Annotated in this window: 17 protein-coding genes; 9 read left to right on the top strand and 8 right to left on the bottom strand. The window is 57.6% G+C overall.

The window, feature by feature from the left end; genetic code table 11:
- Positions 1 to 125 precede the first annotated feature (125 nt).
- Positions 126 to 1,610, top strand: a complete 1,485-nt coding sequence (locus AC2FIP_RS01650) for an inorganic phosphate transporter (RefSeq protein ID WP_496784950.1) — start codon at positions 126 to 128, stop codon at positions 1,608 to 1,610.
- A 36-nt stretch (positions 1,611 to 1,646) separates the two neighbouring features.
- Here AC2FIP_RS01650 and AC2FIP_RS01655 read toward each other — a convergent pair whose 3' ends face one another.
- The 5 genes from AC2FIP_RS01655 to AC2FIP_RS01675 all read right to left on the bottom strand — a co-directional run bounded on the left by AC2FIP_RS01655 (position 1,647) and on the right by AC2FIP_RS01675 (position 5,781).
- A complete protein-coding gene (locus AC2FIP_RS01655; protein WP_496784952.1) occupies positions 1,647 to 2,831 on the bottom strand; it encodes a vWA domain-containing protein in 1,185 nt (394 codons plus the stop codon).
- Between the two features lie 3 nt (positions 2,832 to 2,834).
- Positions 2,835 to 3,005 carry a hypothetical protein gene (locus AC2FIP_RS01660; protein ID WP_185956603.1) on the bottom strand — a complete coding sequence of 57 codons (171 nt, stop codon included), beginning with the start codon at positions 3,003 to 3,005 and terminating at the stop codon, positions 2,835 to 2,837.
- Positions 3,006 to 3,021: 16 nt separating this feature from the next.
- Positions 3,022 to 4,374: a DUF2927 domain-containing protein gene (locus AC2FIP_RS01665; protein WP_496700504.1), complete on the bottom strand. Its 1,353-nt coding sequence runs from the start codon at positions 4,372 to 4,374 to the stop codon at positions 3,022 to 3,024.
- Positions 4,371 to 4,820 carry a GNAT family N-acetyltransferase gene (locus tag AC2FIP_RS01670; protein ID WP_496784955.1) on the bottom strand — a complete coding sequence of 150 codons (450 nt, stop codon included), beginning with the start codon at positions 4,818 to 4,820 and terminating at the stop codon, positions 4,371 to 4,373. The genes AC2FIP_RS01665 and AC2FIP_RS01670 overlap by 4 nt, the downstream gene beginning before the upstream one ends.
- Positions 4,821 to 4,935: 115 nt before the next feature.
- Positions 4,936 to 5,781, bottom strand: a complete 846-nt coding sequence (locus AC2FIP_RS01675; RefSeq protein ID WP_496784957.1) for an AAA family ATPase — start codon at positions 5,779 to 5,781, stop codon at positions 4,936 to 4,938.
- 373 nt (positions 5,782 to 6,154) lie between these two features.
- Here AC2FIP_RS01675 and dksA point away from each other — a divergent pair, with 373 nt between their 5' ends.
- A complete protein-coding gene (gene dksA / locus AC2FIP_RS01680; protein ID WP_142633326.1) occupies positions 6,155 to 6,577 on the top strand; it encodes an RNA polymerase-binding protein DksA in 423 nt (140 codons plus the stop codon).
- A 70-nt stretch (positions 6,578 to 6,647) separates the two neighbouring features.
- Positions 6,648 to 7,799, top strand: a complete 1,152-nt coding sequence (locus AC2FIP_RS01685; RefSeq protein WP_496784959.1) for an FAD-dependent monooxygenase — start codon at positions 6,648 to 6,650, stop codon at positions 7,797 to 7,799.
- Between the two features lie 4 nt (positions 7,800 to 7,803).
- On the opposite strand, the gene xth is transcribed toward AC2FIP_RS01685, so the two are convergent.
- Positions 7,804 to 8,583, bottom strand: a complete 780-nt coding sequence (xth, locus tag AC2FIP_RS01690) for an exodeoxyribonuclease III (RefSeq protein WP_271947496.1) — start codon at positions 8,581 to 8,583, stop codon at positions 7,804 to 7,806.
- Positions 8,584 to 8,865: 282 nt separating this feature from the next.
- A complete protein-coding gene (locus AC2FIP_RS01695; RefSeq protein ID WP_142633331.1) occupies positions 8,866 to 9,189 on the bottom strand; it encodes a HesB/IscA family protein in 324 nt (107 codons plus the stop codon).
- Positions 9,190 to 9,264: 75 nt separating this feature from the next.
- Between AC2FIP_RS01695 and AC2FIP_RS01700 the strand changes: the two genes are divergently transcribed.
- Complete coding sequence (locus AC2FIP_RS01700) at positions 9,265 to 10,437, top strand: deoxyguanosinetriphosphate triphosphohydrolase (protein WP_496784961.1); 1,173 nt, start codon at positions 9,265 to 9,267, stop codon at positions 10,435 to 10,437.
- On the opposite strand, the gene AC2FIP_RS01705 is transcribed toward AC2FIP_RS01700, so the two are convergent.
- The gene (locus AC2FIP_RS01705) at positions 10,419 to 10,970 is read right to left on the bottom strand and encodes a putative pterin-binding protein (protein WP_496700501.1); all 552 of its coding nucleotides are present in this window, start codon (positions 10,968 to 10,970) and stop codon (positions 10,419 to 10,421) included. The genes AC2FIP_RS01700 and AC2FIP_RS01705 overlap by 19 nt on opposite strands.
- A gap of 131 nt (positions 10,971 to 11,101) precedes the next feature.
- Between AC2FIP_RS01705 and argS the strand changes: the two genes are divergently transcribed.
- The 5 genes from argS to scpB all read left to right on the top strand — a co-directional run bounded on the left by argS (position 11,102) and on the right by scpB (position 16,427).
- On the top strand, positions 11,102 to 12,847 hold the full coding sequence (argS, locus tag AC2FIP_RS01710) for an arginine--tRNA ligase (RefSeq protein WP_496784963.1): 1,746 nt from the start codon (positions 11,102 to 11,104) through the stop codon (positions 12,845 to 12,847).
- A gap of 87 nt (positions 12,848 to 12,934) precedes the next feature.
- Positions 12,935 to 13,999: an SPOR domain-containing protein gene (locus AC2FIP_RS01715; protein ID WP_496784965.1), complete on the top strand. Its 1,065-nt coding sequence runs from the start codon at positions 12,935 to 12,937 to the stop codon at positions 13,997 to 13,999.
- Positions 13,996 to 15,003 carry a beta-N-acetylhexosaminidase gene (nagZ, locus tag AC2FIP_RS01720; protein WP_496784966.1) on the top strand — a complete coding sequence of 336 codons (1,008 nt, stop codon included), beginning with the start codon at positions 13,996 to 13,998 and terminating at the stop codon, positions 15,001 to 15,003. The genes AC2FIP_RS01715 and nagZ overlap by 4 nt, the downstream gene beginning before the upstream one ends.
- Positions 14,993 to 15,787, top strand: coding sequence for a segregation and condensation protein A (locus AC2FIP_RS01725; RefSeq protein ID WP_142633343.1), 795 nt, complete (start codon positions 14,993 to 14,995; stop codon positions 15,785 to 15,787). The genes nagZ and AC2FIP_RS01725 overlap by 11 nt, the downstream gene beginning before the upstream one ends.
- The gene (scpB, locus tag AC2FIP_RS01730) at positions 15,780 to 16,427 is read left to right on the top strand and encodes an SMC-Scp complex subunit ScpB (protein WP_281994496.1); all 648 of its coding nucleotides are present in this window, start codon (positions 15,780 to 15,782) and stop codon (positions 16,425 to 16,427) included. The genes AC2FIP_RS01725 and scpB overlap by 8 nt, the downstream gene beginning before the upstream one ends.
- The last annotated feature ends 64 nt before the right edge of the window (positions 16,428 to 16,491 follow it).

A 16,491-nucleotide genomic window follows, 5' to 3' on the forward strand; every position in this document is an offset into this window, starting at 1 on the left:
TTCCGTGGGCCTGAAAGGTCTCCAAGCTGCCATGACGCAGTGGAAACTGGGTTCTTTAGGATTCTAACTGTTGAAAAACGCCGCCTGCCGCCTTATCCGCACGGGAACTCGTCGGAGAACACACAATGTCCAACAATGACCACGAAGCCCGTCACCTGGAAACGCTTGACCGCGACCTTAGACGCTTTTCTCGGCTAGAAGTGGCAACCTCACAGGTGGGTCGCCCATTTGTCGGGTCTGGCATCGCGCTTTCTTTTATCGTTGTCGCAGGTCTTGTGGCAGCCTTCCTGTTCGGACAAGGCAACAACACGCTGATCGTAGTGCTTGCGGCAATGTTTGGGGCTTATATGGCGCTGAATATCGGGGCCAACGATGTTGCCAACAATATGGGACCGGCGGTCGGGGCCAATGCGCTGACCATGGGAGGCGCCATCGCGATTGCTGCCATATTCGAAAGTGCCGGCGCGCTGATCGCTGGAGGCGACGTTGTTTCCACGATCGCGAAGGGCATTATCGCTCCTGAAAGCATGGGAACGCAGACTGTATTCATCTGGGCGATGATGGCGGCTTTGTTGTCTTCGGCGCTTTGGGTCAACCTGGCGACCTGGGTCGGAGCGCCTGTGTCCACGACCCACTCGGTTGTCGGAGGCGTCATGGGGGCAGGGATCGCCGCAGCCGGTTTTGGCGCAGTGAGCTGGGGGACGATGAGCAAGATCGCGGCCAGCTGGGTTATCTCGCCGATGCTTGGCGGTCTGGTCGCCGCAGGATTTCTCTGGTTCATCAAGTCGCGGATTATCTATCAGGACGACAAGATCGCAGCGGCCCGGAAATGGGTGCCGATGCTGGTTGGTATCATGGCAGCGGCTTTTGCCAGCTATCTGGCGCTGAAGGGGCTCAAGAAGATCGTCAAGATCGACCTCGGCACGGCTTTGTTGATCGGGGCCGCCTGTGGTGGGCTGGTCTGGGCCGTGATGATTCCGGTTATTCGGCGTCAATCCGAAGGTCTGGAGAACCGCAATAGATCCCTCAAAGTATTGTTCGGCATCCCTCTGATCGTATCCGCCGCATTGCTGAGCTTTGCCCATGGGGCCAATGATGTGGCCAATGCCGTTGGGCCTTTGGCGGCCATCGTGCAAGCCTCTGCCTCGGGTGATTTCACCCAGGCGATTAGTATTCCCTATTGGGTCATGATCATCGGCGCCTTTGGCATTTCGTTTGGCCTGTTTCTGTTTGGGCCAAAACTGATCCGAATGGTTGGCAGCCAAATAACCAAACTTAACCCGATGCGTGCCTATTGCGTTGCGCTGTCCGCAGCCATCACCGTTATCGTGGCCAGTTGGCTTGGTCTTCCCGTAAGCTCGACCCATATTGCAGTGGGTGCCGTCTTTGGCGTCGGCTTCTTCCGGGAATGGGATGCTGAAAGACGGCTGCGTAAAGCCCGCATTACAGTGCCTGAGCGGACGGTTCTGGCACCGGAAGAACGCCGCCGGCGCAAACTGGTGCGCCGCTCGCACTTTATGACGATCATTGCAGCCTGGATTATTACCGTGCCCGCGGCGGCTGTGTTGTCGGGTGTTCTGTTTCTGGGCATTCAGGCCATCGCCGGGTAATCCCGGCCTCGGCAGAACCTGATCCGCGGGCTGGCGTTATCGCGTCAGCTCGCGCATTCCTTTTTCCAGCCCGGCCAGAGTCATCGGCACCATCCGATCCTGAAAAATCTCGCGGATCATTCCGATTGAGTGGGTATATTCCCAATACTTCTTAGGCACTGGGTTGATCCACAGGTTCGATGCCCATTGGTCGCGCGCCCGCTGCAGCCAGATCTGGCCAGCCTCCTGGTTCCAATGTTCATTGGCACCGCCAGGATAGGCGACCTCGTAAGGGCTCATCGAGGCGTCGCCGACGAAGATGCATTTGTAATCGGGACCATAGGTGCGCAGCACCTCATGGGTCGGCGTCTGCTGGTCCCAGCGGCGGATGTTGTCACGCCAGACACCTTCGTACAGGCAGTTGTGGAAGTAGTAATATTCCAGATGCTTGAATTCGGTTCTTGCGGCCGAGAACAGCTCTTCCACCACTTTGATATGTGGGTCCATTGAGCCTCCGACGTCCAGAAACAACAGCACCTTGACGGCATTGTGCCGTTCGGGCCGGGTTTTGACGTCTAGATATCCATGCTCGGCTGTGGCGCGGATGGTGCCGTCCAGATCAAGCTCTTCCGCCGCACCCTCGCGGGCCCAGCGGCGCAGGCGCTTCAACGCGACCTTGATGTTGCGCGTGCCCAGCTCGACCGTGTCGTCTAGGTTCTTGAATTCACGCTTGTCCCAAACCTTGACCGCGCGCTGATGACGGCTTTCCTTCTGGCCGATCCGCACACCTTCCGGGTTGTACCCGTAGGCTCCGAAGGGCGACGTTCCGGCCGTACCGATCCACTTGTTGCCACCTTGGTGGCGGCCTTGTTGATCCTTGAGCCGCTCTTTCAGCGTCTCCATCAGCTTGTCGAACCCGCCAAGGGCCTCGATCTCGGCTTTTTCCTCTTCGCTGAGGTGCTTTTCCGCCATCTTCGCCAGCCATTCGGCAGGGATGTCGACGGCTTCGAGGACCTGTTCGAACCCGATCTGTTCCAGCCCTTCAAAGCTGGCGGCAAAAGCGCGGTCGAACTTGTCGATATTGCGTTCGTCCTTCACCATCGACACGCGGGCGAGGTAATAGAACGCCTCGACATCATAGGTTGCCAGCCCCTTTTTCATACCCTCCAGAAAGGTCAGATATTCCCGCAGGGATACGGGGATACCGGCTTTGCGAAGGTTTTCGAAAAAGGGAACAAACATGGGCTACACCACAAAGCGAACCAGAACCAAGGACAGAATGAGCCCGACCAGCGCAAAGGCGATTCCATATCCGGCTGCATATTGCGCGATATCGGCGCCGCTGCCGTTGCGTTTGCGCGCGGTCAGCGCCCCAAGGAGCGCACCCAGCACCGCCAGTCCCAGAACCACTATCATGCGTTAATCGCCCCCGTTAATTGACTGGTCCTTCTGCGACGTCCTGCATAAGCGACCGGGCCACTACATCCGAGCCAAAGCCGTATCGTGCCCATCTCAGACTGTCCAGCCTGACGGAACGTGCCTCTGCGGAACGGCCTATTTCATTCAGGACCTCGGCTTTCAGCAACAACAACGTTGCAAGCTGCGAGGCGTTCTCAGCCCGTGTCATCACGTTAATAGCGTCGTCGATTTCGGGCAGGAACTCTGGCCCATTGCCTTGCGAAAGCGCAAAGGCGCCCAGTTGGGTCGTGATGTAGGATTGATGCAATTCCGTGCCCGGTGTAGCGCGCAGAAACTGCAGGGCAATATCATATTGGCGCAACGCCTCTTGTGGATCATCGAACTGTTCCATGCGGCCCATCAGGTAATGAGGGTAAGCGCGCCGGTGATCGGTCCAACCTTGTTCCTTGCCAATTCGGGCTGCCTTGCGGGCCTGCCTCATGCGCGATTGCTGGCTGCGATTGGATTGCAAGGATTTCTGAATTGCTGAAATCCAGGCTCGTGGAGTTTCCGACATGGGCTGTACCGGCACCGCATCACCGCGCGGATTCAGACGCGAGAGAATTTCGGGTATGGCCGTTTCGACCTGTTCACGTGTCATACCGCTGTGCAGTTGGGATGAATATGCGGCCTTCAGGATCAACATGTCGAACCCGGTCAGGACCGTGTGGATATTGTCATCGTTGAATACCGAGTCCGGAAGGCGATACAGGTCATTCAGCGGGCCAAGCGCCTGTGCGATCTCTTCGTGCAGGCAGTCACGTTTTTCCTGCGGACTTGCATCGGCGGGAATGAAGATGCCCAGTCGCTGACGGCTGCTCAGTTTGGTCCAGCTGCTTTTCTGTTTGAACCGATCCCGGCGGTACTCCGCAAGGCTTGAGGCATTGGGTACCACGAAACATGCAGCCTGAGGCAGGATGGCCTGAATCTCTTTTTGACTGACCGCCGCGATCGTGATGTTGGCCTGACCGTCCTTGATCTGTTTGATGTCTATCCCGGCCTCGGTGCGCAGACGGGTCAGCAGGCGGCCCAGATCCTTTTGAAGCGAGGGCGTCGCAGCCCCGGTCAACCGCACCGTGATCGGGGTTTCGAACCGCGTAAAAACAGGCAGTGCCGTACCCCCTTCCAGTGCGAAATGCAGAGAGATGAAATCCGCTGCCATGTTTTCATTCGACCGCGCCGGAGGCGAGGGATATGCACGCGTAAAGGACTTGGCAGGGGGCAGGGGTGGTTCGATGTCCACAATCTCGGGTGGGCTTTCGGCAGGCTCAATCGTGGCACATGCGGTCAGGACAAAGCTGATCAAGATTGCGAGCCATCGCGTCATGGGCGCTGATACTTGATGAAAGGTGTCTGTTTGCCAATCCTGTCATAGAGCTTTCGCGCGGTATGGTTGAAATCCTGCGTCAGCCAATAGACAGACGGTGCACCTTGCCGGTCCGCTTCTTCGTAAACGGCCTGAATCAAAGCGCGACCGACCCCCATGCCGCGCGCCTCGGGGCGGGCGAATAGGTCCTGCAAGTAGCACACGCTTTCTTCCTTCCAGGCATGGCGGTGGAACAGAAAGTGGGTCAAACCCACAAGCCCCCCGTCGGCCTGCGCGACGAAACAAGAAAAATCGTTCGGATCATCCCTCAGCAGTCGCGAGAATGTGCTGTCATAGACGGAATCCGGAACCGTCGTTTCATAATACGCCAGATAATCCCGCCACATATCCGCCCAGTCCTCGCGATCAGTCGGATGCAAGGCTCGAATTGTTACTGTTTCTGGCATTGCTGAGTCCCGTTGGGTCTGATGGTAAATTGCCCGGACAAGCCGGGCAACCTGAGACCAATGCTTGCATCCGAGACTTGCTAAGGCAAGCGGCGATCACCGAGGGTTTACCGGCTCAGCGTTTGTTGCGGGCGATGAATGCCAGGCGTTCGAACAGGTGCACGTCTTGTTCATTCTTAAGCAGCGCACCGTGCAGTTTGGGCAGGGCATTGGCGCCATCGCGCTTGAGGTCTTCGGCGGTCAGGTCCTCGGCCAGCAGCAGCTTGAGCCAGTCCAGCACCTCTGAGGTCGATGGCTTTTTCTTCAGGCCCTGAGTTTCGCGAATCTCATAGAACTGGGTCAGAGCCGTTGTCAAAAGCGCATCTTTGATGCCGGGATGATGGACCTCGACGATGCGGCGCATCGTGGCCTCATCAGGGAACCGGATATAGTGAAAGAAACACCGGCGCAGGAAGGCGTCGGGCAGTTCCTTTTCATTGTTCGATGTGATGATGACGATCGGACGGTTCTTGGCGCGGATCGTTTCGCTGGTCTCGTAGACGTGAAACTCCATCTTATCGAGCTCTTGCAGCAGATCGTTCGGAAACTCGATATCGGCCTTGTCGATCTCGTCGATCAACAACACGACCTTTTCATCGGTTTCAAAGGCCTGCCATAATTTACCCTTGCGGATATAGTTCGACACGTCGTGCACGCGCTCTTCACCCAACTGGCTGTCGCGCAGACGACTGACGGCATCGTATTCATACAGTCCCTGCTGCGCGCGGGTGGTGGATTTCACGTTCCACTCGATCATCCGCAGCCCCAACGCTCCGGCCACCTGCTTGGCCAACTCGGTCTTGCCAGTTCCCGGCTCACCTTTGACCAGCAAGGGACGTTCCAGCGTCACGGCGGCATTTACCGCAATGGTCAGATCGTCTGTGGCGACGTATTCGGCTGTTCCTTGGAAACGTGCGGTCATTGGCCCCTCATCAAGTGTCGCGCGAAATGCGCCCTTGGGGTTACCGCGCAGCAGAAATTTTGACAAGCCAGGTCGCTGCGTCGCATGAAGGGAAATTGCCGAGTGACTACAATGCTTTTGGTTGATTCGTGCGCTAACATCCGGTGCCGTCTTTTTGGAGTTGCCCTGAAATGGTCAGTTAATTTTCACAGAAAAACAAGGTTTTGTTGTTTGGTTGGACGTATTTAGATCACGCGCAATGGCGCGGCGCCGGGGCGACGTTTGCATAGTGACAATTACTGCGCTGTCAGATAAACGCTCCGCAGAAGGGGATTGCCGCATGTCAGGTAATGAGAGAGTGACCGGCGTTGCAGGCCACACCGAGGGAGCAAAAATGAAGCAGGAAGTTTTTCTGCCTGAAGATTACCGTCCAGCTGAAGACGAACCATTTATGAATGATAGGCAGCTAGAGTATTTTCGTCGCAAGCTGCTGGATTGGAAAAACGAACTAATGGCTGGCAGCCGCGATACGATCGAAGGGCTGCAGGACAATACCCGTAACATTCCGGATGTCGCTGACCGCGCAAGCGAAGAAACCGATCGCGCGCTGGAACTGCGCACCCGCGATCGTCAGCGCAAGCTGGTTGCCAAGATCGATTCTGCCATGCGCCGGATTGATGAAGGCGAGTACGGCTATTGCGAGATGACCGGTGATCCCATTTCGCTGAAACGTTTGGATGCGCGCCCAATCGCGACCATGACGCTTGAGGCGCAGGAACGGCATGAGCGTCGCGAAAAGGTCCACCGCGACGATTGATCGCTGGGAAAATCTGATAACATAGACGCCGGGGCCTTTTGCTCCGGCGTTTTTGCGTTAAGCCGGTGACATGAACATCAGCGGATCGAAATTCGGCATAGTCGGAGGTGGCATTGGCGGCCTCGCGGCTGCTTTGACCCTGCGACAGCGCGGCGCCGTGGTGACCGTGTTTGAGCAGGCACCAGAATTGACCGAGATCGGCGCGGGCCTTCAGATCAGCGCCAACGGGATGGCTGTGCTGCGTGCTCTGAAGGTTGTTGCGGACACGCTCGAGGCTGGGCTTTTGTCCCATGGAACGATCCTTCGTGATTACCGGGCAGGGCGGCTGGTCTGCAAAATCGCGCCACCCTCTGCCGGGCCTACCTATTATTACCATCGCGCTGACCTGCTTGATCTTCTCTACAAAGCGGCGGCTCAAAAAGGGGTAGAGTTTCACCTTGGTGCGCGTGTGGAACGGGTGCGAAAGCACCCGTCCGAGGCCGAAATTATCCTCGATACGGGGGCGAGGTTTCGGGTTGATTGTGCAGTCGCGGCGGACGGCGGCCAGAGTGCAATTCGTGCTGACCTGACTGGCAGGGAAGCACCGAAATTCACACATCAGGTTGCGTGGCGCGCGACGATTCCATGGGACCGATGCAACAACAACCCTTGCGCTGTGCTAACCATGGGGCCGGGACGGCATGTAGTGACGTATCCTTTGCGCGATCAGACCCTGATGAACATCGTGGCAATCGAAGAGAGGTCTGACTGGCAGGAAGAAGGTTGGCGTCTACGCGGTGATCCCGAAGAGCTGAAGGCGCGATTTGCAGGTTTTGGCGGCTTGGTCAAAGAGATTTTGCAAGAGGTTCAGGACCCGAATATCTGGGCATTGTTCCTGCGCCCTGTTGCTGAATGCTGGCAGAATGGGCGTGTGGCGCTTTTGGGCGACGCAGCTCATCCGACGCTGCCTTTCATGGCCCAAGGTGCTTGCCTTGCACTAGAAGATGCCTGGACTCTGGGGCGGTCTTTCGAAGAACAATCCGGCGTTTCGCAAGCACTGGCCGCCTATGAAGCGACCCGTCGCCAGCGGGCAACTCGGGTGGTCGCTGCCGCTGGAGCCAACGCGCGCAACTTCCATCTACGTGGCCCTATGCGTGTCGGGGCGCAACTGGCGTTGATGGCAGTTGGATCGCGGTTGGGCCGAAAATATGATTGGATCTATGAGTTCGATGCCACGGCTTAGCCGATTACAGATCTAGATCTATCCAAACCGGAACATGATCTGACGGTTTTTCGTGCCCCCGAATTTCGGAATCGATTTTGCAATCGCGCAACAGGTCAGCGGCCTGAGGGGTCAGAAGGAAATGATCAATACGAATCCCGTCATTTCGGTTCCACGCGCCCGCTTGATAATCCCAGAATGAATAATGTTCCGGACCTTGCGTGCCAGCGCGAAAGGCCTCGGTGAATCCGAGATTCAGAATTTTCCGAAATGCGGCCCGGCTTTCAGGGCGAAACAATGCATCCTCGCGCCAGGCATCGGGACGCGCGGCGTCTTCGGCCTGGGGAATGATGTTGTAATCACCTGCCATCAGAGCGGGTTCTTCACTGTTCATCAGGTCGCGGGCCCGATGATAGAGTCGCTCCATCCAGGCAAGTTTGTAGTCGTATTTTGGCCCCGGGGTGGGGTTGCCGTTTGGCAGATAGAGCCCACAGATACGCAGCGCCTGTTTGCCGACCACCGTTGCTTCGATCCAGCGGGCCTGTTCATCCTCATCATCACCGGGCAAACCCCGCGAGACGTCCTCGAGCGGTAGCTTCGACAGAATGGCAACGCCGTTAAAGCTTTTCTGACCGTGCGTTTCCACGTTGTACCCGCGCGCCTCAAAGATCTCTCTGGGGAAGTTATCGTCGACTGACTTGATCTCTTGCAGCAGCACAACATCGGGTTGAGCATCATCCAGCCAACGCGGCAAAGCCTCGGCCCGCGCCTTGATGCCGTTGATGTTGAATGTGGCGATTTTCATGCGCGACCCTCCGACAGTCCTTGGCAACCTATCGCTCAGAACGTGCCCAACGGCAAGGCGGAGAACGGGTTTGCGAGGCGCTGCCTCGCGCTCCGAGGTATTTTTAGCCAGATGAAGAAACGGATCATTAACCAGAATCCCCGAAAATCAGCTGGCGGTACAGGCGGAGGCGCCGATGACCGCGCCAGGTGAAGCTCTCCGGTCTAGAAATCGGAGAGCGGATCCCTGCTTCATCTGGCTAGAAATACCTTGGGGGTCTGGGAGTGAAACCCCGACGGGTGATCACATTGAAAACGAAGTGCCGCAGCCGCAGGAGGAGGTGGCGTTTGGGTTTTCGATCACAAAGCGTGCGCCGATCAGTTCTTGCGTGAAATCAATCACCGCATTTTCAAGAAACGGCAGTGAGATTGCGTCGACAATGACCTTCTGCCCCTTACCCTCAAGAACCAGATCGTCGTCTTTGGGTTTGTCCAATGCAATTTCGTACTGAAAGCCCGAACACCCGCCGCCTTCGACAGCGACACGCAGGGCTTGACCCTGATCGGCCGCGCCGATCTCGGCAAGGCGGTCAAAGGCGCGTTCTGTAACTGTCGGGGGCAGATTCATGCCAAACTCCAAAGGTTTATTTCTTAACCACTCTACCATATAGAAAGCCCAAGGACAGGCGACAAGGACAGACCGTTGGACAGAGCAGGTTTTGCCTCGAATCCCGACCGCGCAAGAGGGCGGTTGGTGCCAGAGGAAGAGAGCAGTTTCCGGTCATGCTTTCAGCGCGACCGCGACCGGATCATTCATGCCAGCGCCTTTCGGCGGCTCAAGCACAAGACCCAAGTTTTTGTTGAGCACGAAGGGGATAGCTATCGGACCCGGCTGACCCATTCGATCGAGGTGGCGCAAGTGGCGCGGACGATTGCCGGGGCCTTGGGTTTGAATCCAGAACTGACCGAAGCGGTTGCCCTGGCTCATGATCTTGGCCACACGCCGTTCGGACATACTGGCGAGGATGCTTTGCATGAGATCATGCAGCCGTATGGTGGGTTCGATCATAACGCGCAGGCCATCCGGATCGTGACCCGGCTTGAGCGTCATTATGCCGAGTTCGATGGGTGCAACCTTACGTGGGAAACCCTGGAAGGCATTGCAAAACATAACGGACCGGTGGAAGGGGAACTGCCTTGGGCGCTGGCGGAGTGCAATGCGGCGTTTAATCTTGAACTGCACACGCACGCAAGCGCAGAGGCGCAGGTGGCGGCCTTGTCTGACGACATCGCCTATAACAATCATGACCTGTTGGACGGGCTGAGGGCGGAGTTGTTCAGCGACGAGGACAATCAGCGACTGCCGATCGTGGGCGACTGTTATGCGGAGGTGGATCGCAGATACCCGGGCCTCGACCCCTATCGCCGTCGGCATGAGGCGTTGCGGCGGGTGTTTGGGGTTATGGTGTCGGACGTGATCGACACGTCTCGGGCTCTGATCGCAGGGTCCGGTGCCCAGAGCGTCGAAGAGATCCGGCATCTTGGCTATCCGGTCATTCAGTTCTCAACAGGCCTTTGGGCGCAACTGAAGGAAATTCGCGCTTTCCTGTTTTCGCGGATGTACAGGGCGCCGTCGGTGATGACGGTGCGCGCCGAGGTCAGCAAAGTGGTCGAGGATTTGTTTCCAATCTACCTTGGCGATCCGAAGCAGATGCCCGCGCGCTGGCACGCGGACATTGAAGAGGCTGAGGATGAGACTGCCTTAGCCCGGATCGTATCGGACTATATCGCCGGGATGACCGACAGGTTTGCGCTACAGGATCATGAAAGATTGACAGGGCGCCCGATATCAGCAGATCATTCGACTCCGATATAGGCCAAGGCCCATACCTGTTGACCTGCCTGATCCTGTGCTGCCTCAGCTTCGTCGGTTGGCGGGAAAACGATCATCGTTGGGCCATATCCTCCGATCCCCATGGGGGCGCCGTCGGCGTGGGTCGCAAGGATGGGCTGATAGGTCGAAATGCTTTGCCAGGGAATTTCTGCCTGGTACCCGTCCATTGCCATTGGTTTGGCCGTTTTACCTTCGGCACCGGCCATGACCATCACATCAGACAGAAGCGGGCCGCTAAAGGTAATGTCGCGTTGGTTGGCCTCTGTGCCGTAGGGAATTGTGATCTCGACCTGATCCAAACTATCCAGCAATGCCGCGTCAAAGCCAGCTGCCCCGTCATGGGTGACCTCCAGATATCCCAGCAAGCCGCCGTCATTCTCGCCGCGCGCGGGCAGGTTGGTTTCCCCAACCGCGCCGCCAAGGGTGACCAGCACATGGCCTTGCGGGGCAGGCATTTCAGCAAAAGCCGGAAGGGCGGTCGACAAAATCAGACCAACGGGCAGGGCAAAACGCATGGGATTCTCCGTTTAGGTGTATCTGACAGACCTTAGCGGGGAGAGGTCTTTATCCAAGCGCAAATTGAATGCCTCCATTGACCTTGCGGTGTTGCGTGGTAAACCGCCGGGCAAGCAAAAGGACATTCGAAATGAACCTGTTTTCCGAGATCCGCAGCCTTGTGCTGGACGCGTTGGCACAGATGCAGTCCGAAGGCGTGCTGCCCGAAGGGTTGAGCTTTGACAACGTGGCGGTCGAGCCTCCACGTGATGCGGCGCATGGCGATATGGCAACGAATGCGGCGATGGTGCTGGCAAAGCCCGCCAAGATGAAGCCGCGCGACATTGCCGATGCGCTGGCTGGAAAGCTGGCAGAGGATGATCGGATCACAAGTGTAGAGGTTGCCGGGCCGGGGTTCTTGAACCTGCGGTTGGCGCCATCAGTCTGGCAGGGTGTTCTGGCTGCGGTGCTGCAACAGGGCACGGATTATGGCCGCTCGACCATGGGGCATGGGCAGAAGGTGAACGTGGAATACGTCTCGGCCAACCCGACCGGCCCCTTGCATGTGGGTCATACGCGGGGCGCGGTGTTTGGCGATGCGCTGGCAAGCTTGCTGGCCTATTCCGGCCATATCGTGACCCGTGAATACTATATCAACGATGGCGGTGCGCAGGTCGATGTGTTGGCGCGCTCGGCCTATGAACGGTACCGCGAGGCCAACGGGCTGAGCCCCGAGATCGCCGAGGGCCTGTATCCTGGCGACTATCTGATCCCGATTGGCGAGGCGTTGAAAGAGAAATACGGTGACAGCCTGATCGACAAGCCGGAAAGCGACTGGCTGGAGGATCTGCGCGAGTTTTCGACAGAAGCGATGATGGACCTGATCCGTGCCGACCTGAAGGCGCTGGGCGTTGAGATGGATGTGTTCTTCTCGGAAAAGTCGCTCTATGGCACGGGTCGGATTGAAGCTGCGTTGCAATCCCTGACCGACAAGGGCCTGATCTATGAGGGCGTGCTGGAACCGCCCAAGGGCAAAAAGCCCGAAGATTGGGAACCACGTGAGCAGACCCTGTTCAAATCGACCGAGCATGGCGACGACGTGGATCGCCCGGTCAAGAAATCGGACGGGAGCTGGACCTATTTTGCCCCGGATATCGCCTATCACTATGACAAAGTGACCCGTGGGTTTGACGCGTTGATCGATGTGTTCGGCGCTGACCACGGTGGCTATGTCAAACGGATGAAGGCGGCCGTGTCGGCTCTGTCCGATGGCAAGGTACCGCTGGATATAAAGCTGACCCAGCTGGTGAAACTGTGGAAGAACGGCGAGCCGTTCAAGATGTCCAAGCGGGCAGGGAACTTCGTCACATTGCGTGATGTGGTCGATCAGGTTGGCCCGGATGTGACCCGTTTCGTGATGCTGACCCGCAAGAATGACGCTGCCCTGGATTTTGACTTTGACAAGGTCTTGGAACAAAGCCGCGAGAACCCCGTTTTCTACGTCCAATATGCCCATGCCCGCGTGATGAGTGTTCTGCGCCGTGCAGCTGAGGCCGGGATCGACGCGCAGGACCCAGCGCTTAAAAGCGCCGATCTGGGTAAGATCGACCATGCCTCTGAGCTGACTGTTGCCAAGAAGCTGGCCGAATGGCCGCGTCTGGTTGAGATCGCCGCACGTACCAATGAACCCCACCGCGTTGCCTTCTATCTGTATGAACTTGCAGGGGATTTCCACGCGCTTTGGAACAAGGGCAACGATGAAACCCAGCTGCGGTTTATTCAGGATGGCGATGTTGCCACAAGCCAGTCAAAAATCGCACTGGCCCGGTCCGTTTCTGTTGTGATTTCAGCAGGCTTGGGTATTCTTGGCGTTACCCCGGCGCAGGAGATGCGGTGAACAACACCGTCCGAACCGCCGGTACGAGGTAGGCAAGAAATGACCCGCGCGCCTTATTTTCGGCGCTAAACGGGCGGTGAGGCGGACATGGCAAGTTACGATTACCCGGGGCAAATGCGCCCCGAGCAGATGCATTATACGAATCAAGCTCATCCTCAGGATGGGTATGACCTCCCTAATGACTTGCACGGATATGACGAAACGCCCCATCCTGCGGGTTTTGGTCGTATTGTTAGTGCTCTGGGTGCTGTTGCATCTTTGGCGCTGGTCGCTGGCATCGGTGTTTGGGGTTACAATTTGGTAATGCGCGATGTCAGTGGCGTACCGGTTGTTCGGTCCTTAGATGGACCAATGCGTATTCAGCCGGATAGCCCGGGTGGCACCCCGGCTGATCATCAGGGTTTGGCCGTGAACACGGTTGCGGCAGTGGGCACAGCAGCGCCGCCTGCTGATCGGCTGATCCTTGCACCGCGCCCGGTTTCCCTGACAGATGAAGATACTCCGGTGGCACCGTTGCAACCGATACCTGCCGTACATGTGATCCAGGAAAACGTCTCTGACCGGACGGCCACACAGATGCGCCAGGGCGCGGTTGATACACTGGTTGCTGAACTGGCGGGAGAGGCGGAAAATTCCGATCAGGTTGGCGAGCAAAGTTTTCAGTTGGCCTCTTTGACCATCCCCGAGGAAGAGCCTGCTATTGATCCGGCTGATCTGGCTGCATCGCAACCGGACCCAGAACTGGCAGCTTTGCCAGGTGTGCGCCGGTCGCTGCGCCCGGTCCTGCGCCCCGCTGGTGGTGTGCGCAGCGCGATTACGTCAAACAGCACTACCGAAGACGCGATCAACGCGGCGGTCAAAGCTGCGGTCGGCTTGGATGTGGATCCTGAAACTCTGACCAAGGGCACCCGTATGGCCCAGCTTGGCGCCTATGAAAATTCGGACGTCGCGCGCTCGGAATGGGATCGAATGAATGGACGATTCGGGGATTATATGGATGGAAAACAGCGTGTTATACAGAAAACCTCAAGCGGTGGGCGAACCTTCTATCGTCTTCGGGTTCTGGGGTTTGACGATCTGAGCGACTCGCGCCAATTCTGTGCCGCTTTGCAGGCCGAAGGCGCTGATTGCATTCCGGTTGCCGCGCGGTGAGTTTCGGCGCAGTCATTACCGACGCTGAAGGTCTGCGCCTGACGTCTGACGAGAAAAAACTGTTCCGAGAGATGAACCCATTCGGGTTCATTCTGTTCGCCCGTAATATCGAGTCTGCGGATCAGGTGCGCGCCCTATGCGACGATTTCCGCGAGGCTGTGGGGCGAAACTGCCCGATCACTGTTGATCAAGAGGGTGGACGCGTGCAACGACTGCGCACACCGCTGGCACGGGAATGGATGCCGCCGCTGGATCACGTGGCCCAGAGCGGAGAGCAAGCCGAACGTGCTATGTATCTGCGCTATCGCCTGATCGCGAATGAATTGTTCGAGCTTGGGATCGACAGCAACTGCGCCCCCATGGTGGATCTGGCCCGGAACGAAACGCATCCGTTCCTTAGAAACCGCTGCTATGGGTCTGATCCCAAAATGGTTTCCCGGATCGGTCGTGCGGTTGCCGAGGGGCATTTGGATGGCGGTGTATTGCCGGTGCTCAAACACATGCCGGGTCATGGTTTGTCCACGCTGGACAGCCATCATGACCTGCCCCATGTCGATCTGGCGCAAGAGGACCTGACCGAGGCCGATTTCGGCCCGTTTCGGGAGTTGAACGATCTGCCAATGGGGATGACGGCGCATCTGGTCTATGACCGGATTGACCCTCAACCTGCTACGATTTCTCGGACCATGATCAGCCTGATCCGCAAATCGATCGGGTTTGGCGGGCTGATCATGACGGATGATATCTCGATGAAGGCCCTCAGCGGAAATCCAGAAGAGATTGCCAATCAGGCGCTAGCTGCAGGGTGCGATGTGGTTTTGTACTGCAACGGCTCTTTTGATGCCCGTGCTAAGGTGCTGAGCACCGCCGAAAAGATGTCCGAACAGGCACAGAAACGCGCTGAACGGGCGTTGGCGATGCGCAAAGCCCCGCAGGAACTTGACATCCAAGCCGCCGAAGCCGAACTTTCTCGCCTAATGGGCGGGCAGGTGTATGTCGGATAATCTTTTTAGCGAAGACCCCGTCTCGGTCGCGGATCGCCTTGCGGCAGAGGCATTGATCGTAGACGTCGACGGGTTTGAAGGCCCGCTCGATGTGCTGCTGATGCTGTCCCGCACGCAAAAGGTAGATCTGCGCAAAATATCGGTTCTGGCGCTGGCGCAGCAATACTTGTCCTTTGTTGAAAAGGCACGGGCGCTGCGGATCGAATTGGCCGCCGACTATCTGGTGATGGCGGCATGGCTGGCCTTTCTGAAATCGCGCTTGCTGCTGCCTCCGGATCCGAATGACGAAGGCCCCTCGGGCGAAGAACTGGCCGCGCATCTGGCGTTTCAGCTAGAGCGGCTTCAGGCCATGCGCGATGCTGCCGCCCGATTGATGGGGCGCGATCAGCTGGGGCGCGATTTCTTCAAACGTGGGCAGGGCGAGGATGTCACGCGCATCCGCACCGTGACCTATTCCGCCACGCTGCTGGACCTGATGCAGGGCTATGCCCGCATTCGTACCCGCGACGAATTCCGCCCCTTTGTCATGGACCGTGACGCCGTATTCACGATGGAACAGGCGCTGGAACGTATGCGCCCGCTGATCGGCTTTGCAGGAGCCTGGACGGATATGGAGACCTATCTGCCCGAAGGCTGGGATGCCGATCCGGTGCGCAGGCGGTCCGCGACGGCGGCTACTTTTGCGGCCTCACTTGAGTTGGTGAAAGAAGGGCATATGGAAATACAGCAGAGCGAAACTTTTGCTCCGATACAACTACGCAAGAGGACCCAATCCCGTGACTGACGCGCCTCAGGAAGAAGGTACCGGCACCCTGTTCGAAGCCCCGCCTATGGCCGAGCAGGAACGCATGGTTGAGGCCGTGTTATTCGCCAGTGCCGAGCCGGTGACGATTGCCGATCTTGAAGTGCGGATGCCCCATGGCAGCGACGCGTCACAGGCGGTGGAAATGCTTAAGAAACGCTATGAAGGGCGTGGTGTTCGTGTGGTTCAGGTTGGTGAATCCTGGGCCATTCGCACTGCCCCAGACTTGGGTTTTCTGATGCAAAAAGAAACGGTTGAGACCCGCAAGCTCAGCCGGGCCGCGATCGAAACGCTGGCGATTGTGGCATATCACCAACCCTGTACACGTGCCGAGATCGAAGAAATTCGCGGCGTATCGGTTTCGCGCGGGACCATCGACCAACTGTTGGAGATGGAGTGGATCAGACTGGGTCGTCGTCGCATGACGCCGGGCCGTCCGGTGACTTTCGTGGTGACTCCGCAGTTTCTGGATCACTTTGGGCTGGAGAACGCCCGAGATTTGCCGGGGTTGAAAGAATTGCGCGCTGCCGGTTTGCTGGAGAACAGACCACCTCCGGGAACGATCCCACTGGGAGAGGGGCAGGAAGACGAAGATCAAACCGAACTGTTCGAGGAAGAGTGATCACGCGGCCCTTTTGTTGCCGCACAAATCGACTATTTAGAAGCCTGGAAATCGGAGTTGAGCA

The organism is Ruegeria sp. CDSB114 (assembly GCF_059611025.1).